Origin of the sequence: Pseudarthrobacter oxydans, assembly GCF_034258515.1 — a bacterium.
Classification (GTDB): domain Bacteria; phylum Actinomycetota; class Actinomycetes; order Actinomycetales; family Micrococcaceae; genus Arthrobacter.
On sequence record NZ_CP139438.1, the window covers coordinates 1,971,903 to 1,984,223 of the forward strand.

Genomic DNA, 12,321 nt, shown 5'->3' on the forward strand with positions numbered 1-12,321 from the left:
GCACCCGGGATTGACGCCCGGATAGTCGAACGGAGCTACTCAAGATTTCCAGGGCTAGGTGTTGACAATGTCAACAGATTTCTCCTCGGTCCGGATCGTACAGCTCTCGGACTGCTTCGGATTCCGTATGTTTTCGCTGGTACAGAGTGGTTTCAAGGGTGGGAATGTAGTTCGAGTCCCACCTCGGGCACAGTGTTTCCGCAGGTCAGTGGCTTTTTAGCTTTCGAGTGTTGACAAACCTTGACGTGACTCTGCATGAGTCGTATAAGCGGGTGTCCAACCGGTCGCGTTTTGCATGACAGTTCTGCCGTGCCGTCCTCGCCCCAAGGCAAAGTGCCAACACCATTCGGCAGTTATGGTTTTGGTTTAGGCTTCGTTTTCCTGGCAGTCTCATAGTCCTCGGCAAGTGTCGAGGGGATATTGGCCTCGTCTGCAATACGTTGAACCTCGAAGAGACGGTTAGGTTCCTCTCGGAGGCTTTCAATGATCCAGCAGGCCATGGCTGTCGCCATGCCAAGGTCCAGCAGGTTCACCACTGGAAAGCGGTCGACGGCCTGTTGAAGAAGCGAGGTTTCCCCTGTCAATTCATCGACGGCGAGGTAGCCCGTAATCGTGCTACTGGTGACGTGGGTAGCTTGAGAGAGTCGAACGAATTCAAAGCGCAGCAGCCCACTTTTCGGTTCCCGGGTGTTAGCGGCCAATGCCGAATTCCAGGCACAGCTCACGTTCCGGCGGCAGCAGGGACTAAGGCATGAGTTCACCGGAATTGATGTAGATTCGCCAGCACCCAAGACCGCCCGGCTTCGGTGTTGAGTCCGGTTTTGCTCCGGTCCACGAGGCCGCTTTGGATGCGTCGTATCAGAAGGGGACCTGACCGAGGAACAGCGCTTTTGACAACGAGCGTTCGGCGCCAGGCCGCCTGGATACATGTCGGGGAAGCTGTGATCGATTCCCCGATCGTCCGCGATCTGGTGCGGTGTAGCTGGCGGGATGTACCGCATCAATGCCAGCGGCGACTTCCCAGGACGGTCACCGCGGCGGTGATGGCGATGCCGAGGCCGATCGGGACGCTGAAATGTGTCTGGAGCAGGATCGCTCCGATGGCGGCCCCGGCGAACATAGCGAGGACAGCGCCCAGCCGTCGGTTGAATAACCGGGGCCGTTGCTTGCCCACAAGTGACTCCCCGGCGAGGGTAGTCATGGTGGAAGTAATGACCACGGTGGTCATGTCTCGTACGCCCAAATGCCGCGCAATCAGGGCCTGGGAGCCCATGTGCATGGCGATAACGGCGGCAACAATGACACCAATGGACTGCCGGCCGACGTCTTCCACGATGAGAGAGATGGCGGCGGTTCCCGTCAACGCGATACAACCCGCTGTGAGAAGGAGCGTCACCCGGCGGTTCCAGCCTTTCGGGCTTGACTGGAGCGTAGATCCGGCAACTGCCGCGCCAAGGAGAAAGGCGCCAAGTGCTACCAGTGGGCCCAAAGTTGGCAGGTTCGCCGCCCCGGCCAACGCCATCGCAAGAATCACCACGTTGCCGGTCATGTTTCCGGTGAAGACGCGGTCAAGTCCAAGGTAGCCGACCGCGTCAACGACACCTGTAACGAGCGTGAGGGCCATCATGAGCATCAGTCGGAACTTTTCCGGAGACGACGCATTTTCTTGTGGGGTAGAGGCGGTTTTGGTACCTGGGCTGGCTACGGCTGATGTCATGGTTTACGGGATCTTTCATCGTGAGGGATGGTCTCTATGACCCCCCCGACATGCTTATGGGTGGTTTTAGGCGGACCGGCTGGCAACTACGGCGATGCCGTCGCTCCGGGGATCTGCGCCGGCGGCTAGGGCGCTCAGCCTTCAAGCTTGGAATGCTCGCCCAGACGGTGCCATGAACGGTTGTGGTAGACCAGTGCGTCGCCGGGTTCGCCCGCCTGGACGTCACGCATCACGCGGGACTCCAAGGCGTGAACGGCGATGATTGTGGAGGTCCCCACCTCCATGCGATTGATGACGGCGCAGCGCACCCAGGCGCGGACGTCGTCATACACTGCTTCGCCGGTTGCAAGGGGCGACCAGCGGTGCGTCTGGTCAAACCGGTCGGCTCCAGGGGTCGCTCCAAACTTCGCCAGGTCGACGTCGTGTGCGTCCAGCAGGTGCACGACGACGGTATCGGCGCGCGAAAGCACTTCGGACGCAGAGGACAGTGCCGAGACCGAGAAAATCAGCAATGGAGGTTCCGCACTCACTGACACGACCGACGATACCGTCAGGGCCACCGGTCCTTCGCCGGCATCCGCCGTGACGACGGCGACACCTCCCGGGTGCCCACGGAACAGTGCCTTGAATTCGTCAGCCGAGAGGGAGGACGGGAAGCTTTGCTTGGGAGCCTCGAGCCAAGTCTCTGCGGGGTAGGCGTGAAACATCGCTAGGACACGCTGGGGGCGGAGCGGGCCAGTTCCTCGCGAATGATGTTCGTCCCTGCGCTGAGAGCACTCAGCTTGGCCAGTGCGACGTCCCGGGGGAACGGTGCCATGCCGCAGTTCGAGCTGGGGAGGAGCTTGTCCGCATCGACGAACTGCAGGGCCGCACGGAGGGTGTTGGCGACCTCCTCCGGGGTCTCGATGGTCTCGCTTGCGACGTCGATTGCCCCGAGCATGACTTTCTTGCCGCGGAGGAGCTCGATGAGGTCCATGGGCACTTGGGAGTTCTGGGATTCCAGCGAGATGATGTCGATGCTGGAGCTTTGCAGCAGCGGGAACGTTTCCTCGTACTGCCGCCACTGTGAGCCGAGCGTCGCCTTCCAGTCATTGTTCGCCTTGATCCCATAGCCGTAGCAGATATGCACGGCGGTCTCAGCGCGCAGTCCTTCTGCGGCTCTCTCAAGCGCAGCCACTCCCCAATCCTTGACCTCATCGAGGAAGACATTGAACGCGGGCTCGTCGAACTGGATGATGTCAACGCCGGCCGCCTCGAGTTCTTTCGCCTCCTGGTTCAGGATCGTGGCGAACTCCCAGGCCAGCTTCTCGCGGCTCTTGTAGTGGTCATCGTAGAGCGTATCCACCATCGTCATTGGACCGGGAAGAGTCCATTTGATCGGCCGGTCAGTGGTTGCGCGGAGGAATTTTGCGTCGTCGACGAATACCGGCCGCTCACGGCGCACTGGTCCGACGACGGTCGGTACGCTCGCGTCGTAGCGGTCGCGGATGCGCACGGTCTTGCGTTGTTCAAAGTCGACCCCGCTGAGATTCTCGATGAAGGTCGTGACGAAGTGCTGGCGGGTTTGCTCGCCGTCGCTGACGATGTCGATGCCGCGCCGGCTCTGCTCGTGGATGGCGATGCGCAGCGCATCCTGTTTGCCCTCGAGCAGCGCATCTCCCTCCAGCTTCCACGGGGACCAAAGAGTCTCCGGCTGTGCGAGCCACGATGGTTTCGGCAGGCTACCGACGACTGTGGTGGGCAACAGTGTGTTCATGATTGACGATTCTCCGTGGGTCAGTTGACGAGGGCAGGGTAGTTGGCGGTCCACTGGTCCAACAGATCCCTGTGGGGCGTGATGAAGTGCTCCTCCGTGTACTTCGCCTGCGTGATCGCGAGCTGACCGCGCTCGACGCGGTCGTAAGCGATCTGGGTCCGCGAGTAGTCCTGCTCGCCCAGGCTCGGCTGGTAGACGGCGGCGGCGGCGGAGTTCGCATTGTAGACCTCCGGGCGGTAGATCTTCTGGAACGTCTCCATGGTGCTGATGGTGCCGATGAGCTGCAGGTTGGAGTAGTCGTTGAGCAGGTCGCCCCGGAAATAGAAGGCGAGCGGCGCAACGCTGCCGCGTGGCATGAAGTAGCGCACCCGCAGTCCCATCTTTCCGAAGTACGCGTCCGTCAGGGAGTAATCGTCCTGCTGGTACTCGACGCCCAGGACCGGGTGGCGGTTCCCGGTTTGCCGGTATGTGTTGCTCGTGGAGACGCTGATGCAGACCACTGGCGGTTGCGGGAAGCGTTCCTGACCTACCGGGGAATCGAGGAAGTGCTGGAACAGCTTGCCGTGAAGATCGCCGAAGTCTTCGGGAACGGTGGGCTTGCCTGAGTCCCCTGCTGCCGCCGGCAGTACGACGCTGAAGTCGAAGTCACGGACGTAGGAGGAGAAGTTGTTCCCGACGATTCCTTGGTGGCGCATCCCGTTCAGCAGGTCGACGATCTGGATATCGAGAACCTCGAACAGGGGGAACTGCTGATCCGTACCATTCGCAGTGAACTGAATCTGCACGGAAACGATCTCAAGCTCGAGCGCGTAGCGGTCCCGGTCCGGGTTGTCCCAGTCTGCGAGATCGTTGAAACGGCGCCGAATCATGGTCAGGGCGTTGCGGAGGTTCTCCTGGCGGTGCTCGCCCCGTGCCAGGTTGGCGAAGTTCGTGGTGATTCGGGAGTCTTCCGACGGGGAGTAGTCCTCGTCGAAGCGGGTGGTGGTGATGCTGAAGGTGAAGTCGTCTGCCATGGGCTGCCAATCCGTTGATGATGGCCGGAGACGGCCTTTCAGAAGGGGTTGTATCCATGGTGCTAACTTAAGGCAGATATCGGGTAACTAGGCGTTGCTATGCATTCATATAGTATTTTCCTATGCCACAGCTTTCCAGCGGATTGACCCTGCAGCAGCTGCGCTACTTCATTGAAGTTGCAGCTGAGGGGTCGATCTCCGCGGCTGCCGACCTTCTTTATGTAGCGCAGCCCACAATGTCCGCAGCGATGAAGGACCTGGAGTCACGGGTGGGCCGTGCACTCCTGGTTCGCTCCGCCCGCGGGGTCACTCTCACCGCCGACGGGGCAGAGTTCCTCGGCTATGCGAGGCAGGTCGTCGAGCAGTTCGCTCTCCTCGAGCAGCGCTACCTTGGTAGGCCACCGATGAGACGTCTGCTGGGGGTGTCAACGCAGCACTACTCGTTCGCGGTGGACGCCTTCGTCCGGATGGTCAAGGCCACTGAGGTGGCCGAATACGAGTTCTCGCTCCGTGAAAGCCGCACCTGGGACATCATCGAGGATGTCCGGACGCTCCGCAGCGAGATAGGCATCCTCTACCGGAACGATTTCAACCGGAAGATCATCGACAAGCTGCTCCGCGAATCCGGGCTCGCGTTCACTCCGCTTTTCCTCGCCGATCCGCACATCTTCATTTCACGGAACAACCCGCTCGCCTCAAAAGAGCGAGCGACTCTAGAAGATCTTGCCGGCTTGCCGCGGCTGACCTTCGATCAAGGTGCGAACAACTCTTTTTACTTCGCCGAGGAGATTCTCTCCACCTTGTCCAGTAAGCAGGAGATCCGGGTCTCTGACCGTGCGACGATCTTCAACCTCATGATCGGGCTCCACGGCTACACGATTTCGACGGGAATCATCAGTGGGCAGCTCGACCCGGAGATCGTCGCCATCCCGCTCGACGTTGACGAACGCATCGAAATCGGCTGGATCGGCCACGCCGCGATTCCGCTCACCGACCAAGCGCAGCGCTACCTCAGTGAATTGCGGGCCGTCGTCGCTGAATTCGGCGTAGCGCTACTCGGCTGACTGCAGTTGAGCGGGCGGTCTACCCCTTCGGTGATTGGACGTGTTTGTTGCAGCCGGGCGGGTTGCTGGTATCGCACATGCCCGTCGCCGTCGCCGTCGTTGGCATGGCCGGGGCGGACGTCAGCTAGGAAACCGGCCTGTTCCAGGTGGTGACGATCCAGCCCGGGGACATCACGCAGGGCTTGTAAGGCCGCGGTGCCGTACTGGCCGCCACCTGTGGAGGCCGTTGAGCCGCAAACTGATGTTGGCGCGATTCTCTGGTCACCAAAGTTGATCAGTTTGCGGCTTCGCTGAACCTTCCCCCGCAGGCCTCACAAAACTACGGTGGCAGTTATCACGCTCTGATGAGATGTATCGGCCGAGTTATGACTGCGTTTGTTCAACTGCGCAAACACTAAAAGACTGACTGGGACGTACCAAACACATCCGCTACGACAATCTCACCAGCGCGGTCACCGCCGTGGTGTTCGGGCAGGGCCGGCAGGGCTGGGAGAACGACCGGTGGGTGTTGTTCCGTTCGTTCTATGGCTTCGATCCCATGCAAGCACTCCGAATCTAGGCGCCACCGTGATCTCCTTAGTCATCGTCCGAACCGGTAAGCTGCCGGCCTGACCGGAGTATAGGCTTGCGCCTGCCGAGCAGGCAACGATCCCTCCGCCAAGCTTCCTGGCCGTTGGAATTGCGGGCGCCCGGCTGGTTTGGGGGCTAGATTGTTCCAGATCGGTAGAGCTCGGTGGAGAGGTAACGGAGTCCGGAGTCGCAGAGGATGGTGACGATTGTTGATCCGGGGCCCATTCGTTCCGCGGTCCGAAGAGCGGCGACAACATTCGCCCCTGAGGAAGTGCCGGCAAAGAGCCCCTCTTGCCGGGCCAGGCGCCGCGCCATATCCATTGCCTCGTCGGCGGATACGGTGAGGATGCCGTCGACGGCATCCGGTTCCCACAGCGGGGGAACAAAACCGATACCGATGCCTTCGATCCGGTTGGGGCCGGTCGGTTGACCGGACAGGACAGCGGATTCGGCCGGTTCGACTGCAAAGACGCTGATGTCTGGATTGTGCGCGCGGAGCGAGCGCGTGACCCCGTGAATGGAGTGAGCGGTTCCGACCGTGTGCACGAACGCGTCGATCCGGCCTTTTGTCTGTGTCCAGATTTCTTCCCCTAGGGGCAGATACCCGGTGACCGCGTCATGGTTATTCAACTGGTCACACCACCACATGCCCGGTTGTTTCGATACTTCAGCGGCCCGGGCGATCATCCGCTTGATCAGCGTTTCGGTGATTGCGCCATTGTCACTTGGAACATCCTCGACGGTGGCGCCAAAGGCAAGCATCGTCCGGCGTTTTTCGTCACTGAACGCGTCGGAGAAGACGACGTGGAGGCCGAAACCAAGCACAGCGCAAGCAAACGCAAGCGAAATGCCGGTCGTGCCAGCGGTGTATTCGACGACAGTTCCTCCCGGGATAAGGCGACCGTCGCGCACGGCGCCTTCGACCGCCGTGCGTGCCATCCGGTCTTTCATACTCCCTGTCGGGTTGGCCCACTCCAACTTGACGAAAATCCGGGCACCGTTGGCCGGCGCCACCCTCCGCAGCTCCACGAGGGGCGTGTTCCCAATTCCCGCGAACGCACCCATTGAATCGTTCATCTCCGAAGACCCTCTGCTCGTGTGGCGGCTGATAGAAGATATCGTGGCACCCTGGTAAGCCCACTACAACAGAACACGGAAGGGACCGCGACCATGCGCTCTGAACGATGAGAGCGAGCGCATTTTCAACCGCAGCGACCCGGCGAAGAGATCTATGGAAACACCCCATCGAGATCAGACTTACACCCCTAGCGCTGCCGGATTCATCCTGTATTGCCAATGCTCTTCGGAATGCCTCCGCTACTCACAGCCGGGGACAAATCCTCATGAGTTATCCACCGCTACCGCTGCCGAGGGAGCTCTCCAAACGGCTCCCAAAAGAATCAGCCATGGATAATCCGAATTGACCCCAGCCACGGATAGCTTTAGGGGCACCTTGGGTGCCGCGCAGCACTGCTGGAAACGATGATTGTCCTTGACAATCCCTATTGAGATTCCTTACGGCCGTCGCCGTCCTTGAAACCCTCGACAGCGGGCGTGTGATGCTGGACGGACAGGATCTTGCCGCGGTCCGCCCTGAACGGCGCGGCATGGCGATGGTCTTTCAGCGTCCGCTGTTGTTCCCGCACCTGAACGTGCTCGACAACGTGGCCTTCGCAGCGACCGTGAGCGGCGCGCCACGCAAGCAGGCCCGAGACGATGCGCCGGCCTTCCTGGATCTGGTCCAGATGCAAGGAACGGGCACGAGGACGGTGACAGAACTTTCCGGCGGGCAGCAGCAGCGGGTAGCTATCGCCCGGGCACTGGGCGCGGGCCCTGCGGTGCTGCTGCTCGATGAACCCTTCAGCGCCCTGGACCCCGAACTGCGGGACACCATGCGCGAGCTGCTGGCGCAGGTCCGGGAGAAACTGCACCCGACCATCCTGATGGTCACCCACGACCGTGACGAAGCCGCGGCCGTCGCCGATCACATCGCCCTGGTCAGCGACGGCAGGCTGCTCCAGCACAGCACCGTGGAAGCGATGTATTCCCGGCCCGCCTCACTGCAGGTCAGCCGCCTGATGGGCGGGACCAACGAAGTCCCCGGGACCGTGCGCGATGGGGTCCACTGGGGTCCTCGGCGGGCACCGGCTGCCCGAAGACCACCCCTGGCCGGAAGGACCTGCCACATTGGTGATCCGCCAGGAACGCATCATCCTCCTTGAGGAACACGGCGCGGGCGTGCCCGCGGTGGTCACCAGGATCCGCGTCCGGGGACCACGTCGCCTGATCAGCATGGACGCCAACGGTGCAGTCCTGCACGCCGAAGCGTCCGGAAGCCAGAGCCTGACCGTCGGCGGTATGGTCCGGATCCAGCTGCCCACCCCGGCTTTGGCGGTCATCGCCGACGCAGCAGAACCCTCAGCCCGGCCCTTGTCTTCCCCCAACTGGAAGGTTTTAGCGTGAGAAGTGTCGGAACCGACAAAGGACTGAGAGGAAGGAAACCAGCCACGGCACTGCAGGAAGGCGAGACCTACCGCTGCCCGGACGAGGCATGCGGTTGTGAAATCACGGTCACCAAAGGGGCGGCCCCCGGCCACGGCGGGGACCAGGACGCGAAGTGCTGCTGCGGACACAGCATGGAAAAAGTGACCTAAAAGAGGGGTCAGCGCGCCACCCCGGCCTTCACTCCGGCAGGGAAGACGCCCGTTATGTGTCCCGGTTTACAGTGCAGAGCGGGACATAGGGCCTACCTTTCGAAGGTAAGCAGTTCCGATTTGTAAGAAAGGCAGCACACGATGTCCGCTACATCTCCGGTGGCACGGCCGCCACACGCCTTTACCCTTCATCTGGGCCGCCGCGTAGCGGCCGGCGCTGCCGGTGGCGTCGCCGGGGGCCTGGTCTTCGGAGTCCTGAAGGCCATGATGGGGATGCTGCCCATGATCGCCATGATGGTCGACTCCGACTCTGCCGTGGTGGGGTTCGGGGTCCACATGGTGATTTCGGTCCTGATCGGCCTTGGCCTGGCCGTTCCTTTCGCCGGGCTCCTGACCTCCTATGGACGCGGCGTGCTGATCGGGCTGGCCTACGGTGCGCTCTGGTGGGTCCTGGGTCCGCTGGTTATCATGCCCACCATGCTGGGCATTCCGATGTTCATGATCGATACCGCCGCGATGTGGTCCCTGATGGGCCACCTGGTCTATGGGGCCGTCCTGGCCCTTGCCGCCGTTCGGGTCCTGAAGCCGGCTCATGAGCGATAACTGGGAGAAGGGGCTGGAGGCCGCCGCTGGTGGCCTCCAGCCTTGGTCGCCGCGGCAACGTGAACAGGATCCCCTTACCGCCGGTCCCGATGATCCGTTCAACTGCCTGGACGAAGTTGAGCTGTTCGCAGACCTGACGGCCGAGGAAGTGGCGGCCATGCACATGATGGCGCCCGGCCGGGTCTTCCGCCGCGGCGAGCTGGTCTTCAGCCAGGCCCAGCCCGTCACGGCGCTGTTCATTCTCAAATCCGGCAGGATCCGGATTTTCCGGGTCGCCGAAGACGGCAAGGCCTTGACCATGGCCATCCTGGAACCCGGAGCCGTTTTCGGGGAAATGCTGCTGGTGGGCCAGCGCATGTATGACAACTATGCAGAAGCCATCGAAGACTCCGACGTGTGCCAGCTCGGGGTCGAGGACGTTGAGCGTTACCTGATTTCGGACCCCCGGATCGCGATCCGCATCTCGCGCCTGCTGGGGGAACAGGTGGCACGGCTGGAAGAGCGATTGACGGACCTGGCGCTGCGGCCGCTCTCGGCCAGGGCTGCCTCCATCCTGCTCAGCCTTGATGCCGCCGCACCCAGTGGCCGTTTCGGACAAGGCAAATCGATCCGGCTGACCCACGAACAGATTGCCGGGCTTTTGGGCGCCACCCGGGAAGCCACCAGCAAAGCCCTGGCCGACTTCGCTGCCAAAGGATTCATCAGGCAGGGCCGCGGGCGTATCACCATCCAGAACCCGGCTGCTTTGCGGGCCGCGGCGGGCAGTACCGTCCTATGACCGGCCAACAGACACCGGCGCCGCCCGTGCGGGCCTGCCGGGGCCCGCCCCGGCACGCAGAAGCCCCGACCGACCTGAACATTTCACGAAAACAAGGAGCCACCATGCCCCGCATCCCAGCACACACCCTCGACAGCGCCCCTGAAGGCTCGAAGGAAATAGCCGGCAATCTTCAGCGCCGGATGGGTAAGTTCCTGAACATCCACGCCGGGATGGCCCACTCACCGGCCGTCCTGGGCGCCTATGACGGGATTTCGCAGGCGATTACCGCCCATGGATCCTTTGATGCGCGGACCAAGGAAGCCATCGCCCTGGCGGTGGGAAACCAGAACGGCTGCGATTACTGCCAGGCCGCCCACACCCTGTCTGCCCGCAAGGCAGGCCTGGACGATGACCAGATCCTCGCCGTGCGCGCCGGCGAGGTGGACTTTGATCCGAAGCTCGCCGCAATCACCGAGGTTGCACGCGAAGCGGCAGCCCGGACCGGACACGTCTCCGACACCGTCTGGCAGGCAGCCTTGGACGCGGGCTGGACCGATCAGGAGCTGACCGAAGCTTTCGCGCACATCGCAGCGAACCTCTTCACGAACTACTTCAACCACTATGCCCGGACAGACCTCGACGTCCCCGCCGCGCCGGCCCTGGCCCTGTGATATGTAGGTTTGGTTGTCAATAGCGCGTAGGTGAGCGGCTCCTGGATTGTGGTTCCGGGGGCCGCTCATTTGGTGCCCGGTCCGGTGCTGGTGTTTGTGCTGGGCGGGTCGATTTCGACTGGCAGTGTCAGGCTGATATGCGCGGGTTGGTTACCGTATGACGATGTATTCGGCTGGAGGCGTTTCGGTGTCTAACATCGAGCGTCCAACGGGGTGATCCGTGTGCTCATAGAGGGCGTCCCGAGTTGGCTCCGCGTGCTGCCCATCGCAGTTGCACCGTGTTCGGGGGAGGGCACGTTCAGGTCAGGCCGCGTTCATGCCTTCTCCTTGTTGAAGTGGGGCGGCCAGCGACCAGCACCAGCCGGCTAGTTCCCGGGCGATCGCGGTTTTGGCTTTGACTGACATTTTGTGGCGGTCATCGAAGTGTTCCCACTTGTGATGAAGCCTGTGGTTTCCTTCCAGGGCGCGGATGCGGGTTGCCGGGCTGACGCGATCAAGTTGACGCAGCAGCCGTTGGCCGGGCCGGGCGTAGGGGCGGCGGTGCTGCCAGGCGGCTTCGATCAGCAGCTTACGGGCGTAGGTGTTCCCGGCCTTGGTGATCGGGCCCTGGTGCCGGGACTGGCCGGAGGAGTTCTCACTCGGTACGAGTCCGAGGTAGGAGCCGATGGTAGAGCCGGTGAAGCGGGTCCAGTCCCCTATTTCGACGGCCAGCCCGAACGCCGTGGTCATCTGGATCCCGCGCAGACACATCAATGCCTCGATCACCGGTGAGTAGCGGCAGCCCGCGGCGGTGGCAGTGACTTGTTTGTCGATGCGGGCCAGATGCGCGGCGAGTAGTTCGGCCTGCTCAACGTTGGCTTGATAGGTGAATTGCAGCGCCGGTTCGCCAAGATGTTGGCGATGTAGCCACTGGATGTGTTCCTTTGTCCACCGGGTGTCCTTGGGATAGCGGATGCCGTGCCGCAGCAGGATGGCGTTCACGTGCTGCCGGGTGTGGGCAAGGTCATTTGTCGTGCCGGAGCGCAGCCGGGACAGGTCCCGCAACGCTTCTTCCTCAGGATCCGGGATGCGCACCTCGGTGACCGATTCCACGGCAAGCATCTCAGCCAATATCCGGGCATCCCGCCGGTCAGTTTTAATGCGGTCCCCAGGAGCACGCAATTGTTTCGAGGACGCTGTGACCACACAGTTGACGCCCGCACCCTGAAGGTAACGGGCCAGGACGAAACCGGTAGGGCCGGACTCGTAGACGACCTTAATGCCCGGTTCAAACCGACGTATCCACTCCAGCACGATGGCCGGGTCGGCAGCCATAGTGTGGGTGCTGATTTCACCGGTGGCCGGGTTCAGCGCGTGGCCGACAACGTTGACCGCGTGAACATCCAGACCAATGAAAGTATGCTCAAACATAGCCGGGACCTCCCAAACTTCACATGTGGCACTACCATTGCACTCCCCGCCGAGCCGTCAGGCCAAGGAAGGCGTTAATGGCAACCCACGACCCTGTGAAACA

Annotated in this window: 13 protein-coding genes; 6 read left to right on the forward strand and 7 right to left on the reverse strand. The window is 62.0% G+C overall.

All coding sequences use genetic code 11. The annotated features are described in order from the left end of the window. Window positions 1-353: 353 nt before the first annotated feature. The 5 genes from SMD14_RS08905 to SMD14_RS08925 all read right to left on the reverse strand — a co-directional run bounded on the left by SMD14_RS08905 (window position 354) and on the right by SMD14_RS08925 (window position 4,486). Entirely contained in the window at window positions 354-701 is a 348-nt protein-coding gene (locus tag SMD14_RS08905; protein WP_321216035.1) for a hypothetical protein, read from the reverse strand. 299 nt (window positions 702-1,000) lie between these two features. Then, window positions 1,001-1,627, reverse strand: coding sequence for a YoaK family protein (locus SMD14_RS08910; RefSeq protein ID WP_321216036.1), 627 nt, complete (start codon window positions 1,625-1,627; stop codon window positions 1,001-1,003). 224 nt (window positions 1,628-1,851) lie between these two features. Then, a complete protein-coding gene (locus SMD14_RS08915) occupies window positions 1,852-2,424 on the reverse strand; it encodes a flavin reductase family protein (protein WP_321216037.1) in 573 nt (190 codons plus the stop codon). Window positions 2,425-2,426: 2 nt separating this feature from the next. Further along, window positions 2,427-3,473, reverse strand: a complete 1,047-nt coding sequence (locus SMD14_RS08920; RefSeq protein ID WP_321216038.1) for a methionine synthase — start codon at window positions 3,471-3,473, stop codon at window positions 2,427-2,429. A gap of 20 nt (window positions 3,474-3,493) precedes the next feature. Beyond that, window positions 3,494-4,486, reverse strand: a complete 993-nt coding sequence (locus SMD14_RS08925; RefSeq protein ID WP_321216039.1) for a DUF1852 domain-containing protein — start codon at window positions 4,484-4,486, stop codon at window positions 3,494-3,496. A gap of 122 nt (window positions 4,487-4,608) precedes the next feature. On the opposite strand from SMD14_RS08925, the gene SMD14_RS08930 reads away from it, so the two are divergent. After that, window positions 4,609-5,550, forward strand: a complete 942-nt coding sequence (locus tag SMD14_RS08930; protein WP_321216040.1) for a LysR family transcriptional regulator — start codon at window positions 4,609-4,611, stop codon at window positions 5,548-5,550. 705 nt (window positions 5,551-6,255) lie between these two features. On the opposite strand, the gene SMD14_RS08935 is transcribed toward SMD14_RS08930, so the two are convergent. Next, window positions 6,256-7,197, reverse strand: coding sequence for a PLP-dependent cysteine synthase family protein (locus SMD14_RS08935; protein ID WP_217432079.1), 942 nt, complete (start codon window positions 7,195-7,197; stop codon window positions 6,256-6,258). A gap of 428 nt (window positions 7,198-7,625) precedes the next feature. On the opposite strand from SMD14_RS08935, the gene SMD14_RS08940 reads away from it, so the two are divergent. From SMD14_RS08940 to SMD14_RS08960, 5 genes are all read left to right on the forward strand, one after another. After that, on the forward strand, window positions 7,626-8,342 hold the full coding sequence (locus SMD14_RS08940; protein ID WP_321216041.1) for an ABC transporter ATP-binding protein: 717 nt from the start codon (window positions 7,626-7,628) through the stop codon (window positions 8,340-8,342). Then, on the forward strand, window positions 8,311-8,583 hold the full coding sequence (locus tag SMD14_RS08945) for a hypothetical protein (protein WP_321216042.1): 273 nt from the start codon (window positions 8,311-8,313) through the stop codon (window positions 8,581-8,583). Before SMD14_RS08940 ends, SMD14_RS08945 begins: the two co-directional genes overlap by 32 nt. A 332-nt stretch (window positions 8,584-8,915) precedes the next feature. Next, window positions 8,916-9,377, forward strand: a complete 462-nt coding sequence (locus SMD14_RS08950) for a hypothetical protein (protein WP_321216043.1) — start codon at window positions 8,916-8,918, stop codon at window positions 9,375-9,377. After that, window positions 9,367-10,155: a Crp/Fnr family transcriptional regulator gene (locus SMD14_RS08955; protein WP_321216044.1), complete on the forward strand. Its 789-nt coding sequence runs from the start codon at window positions 9,367-9,369 to the stop codon at window positions 10,153-10,155. The genes SMD14_RS08950 and SMD14_RS08955 overlap by 11 nt, the downstream gene beginning before the upstream one ends. Window positions 10,156-10,259: 104 nt before the next feature. Continuing rightward, complete coding sequence (locus SMD14_RS08960) at window positions 10,260-10,808, forward strand: carboxymuconolactone decarboxylase family protein (RefSeq protein ID WP_321216045.1); 549 nt, start codon at window positions 10,260-10,262, stop codon at window positions 10,806-10,808. A gap of 303 nt (window positions 10,809-11,111) precedes the next feature. On the opposite strand, the gene SMD14_RS08965 is transcribed toward SMD14_RS08960, so the two are convergent. Further along, window positions 11,112-12,218 (reverse strand): IS110 family transposase, encoded by a 1,107-nt coding sequence (locus SMD14_RS08965; protein ID WP_321216046.1) that lies wholly within the window; start codon window positions 12,216-12,218, stop codon window positions 11,112-11,114. Window positions 12,219-12,321: the final 103 nt, after the last annotated feature.

What these genes read in the sequence shown, in the direction of transcription:
- SMD14_RS08910 (WP_321216036.1), bottom strand. Translation starts at nt 1,627, where the DNA reads ATGATGGCCCTCACGCTCGTTACAGGTGTCGTTGACGCGGTCGGCTAC.
- SMD14_RS08915 (WP_321216037.1), bottom strand. Translation starts at nt 2,424, where the DNA reads ATGTTTCACGCCTACCCCGCAGAGACTTGGCTCGAGGCTCCCAAGCAA.
- SMD14_RS08920 (WP_321216038.1), bottom strand. Translation starts at nt 3,473, where the DNA reads ATGAACACACTGTTGCCCACCACAGTCGTCGGTAGCCTGCCGAAACCA.
- SMD14_RS08925 (WP_321216039.1), bottom strand. Translation starts at nt 4,486, where the DNA reads ATGGCAGACGACTTCACCTTCAGCATCACCACCACCCGCTTCGACGAG.
- SMD14_RS08930 (WP_321216040.1), top strand. Translation starts at nt 4,609, where the DNA reads ATGCCACAGCTTTCCAGCGGATTGACCCTGCAGCAGCTGCGCTACTTC.
- SMD14_RS08935 (WP_217432079.1), bottom strand. Translation starts at nt 7,197, where the DNA reads ATGAACGATTCAATGGGTGCGTTCGCGGGAATTGGGAACACGCCCCTC.
- SMD14_RS08950 (WP_321216043.1), top strand. Translation starts at nt 8,916, where the DNA reads ATGTCCGCTACATCTCCGGTGGCACGGCCGCCACACGCCTTTACCCTT.
- SMD14_RS08955 (WP_321216044.1), top strand. Translation starts at nt 9,367, where the DNA reads ATGAGCGATAACTGGGAGAAGGGGCTGGAGGCCGCCGCTGGTGGCCTC.
- SMD14_RS08960 (WP_321216045.1), top strand. Translation starts at nt 10,260, where the DNA reads ATGCCCCGCATCCCAGCACACACCCTCGACAGCGCCCCTGAAGGCTCG.
- SMD14_RS08965 (WP_321216046.1), bottom strand. Translation starts at nt 12,218, where the DNA reads ATGTTTGAGCATACTTTCATTGGTCTGGATGTTCACGCGGTCAACGTT.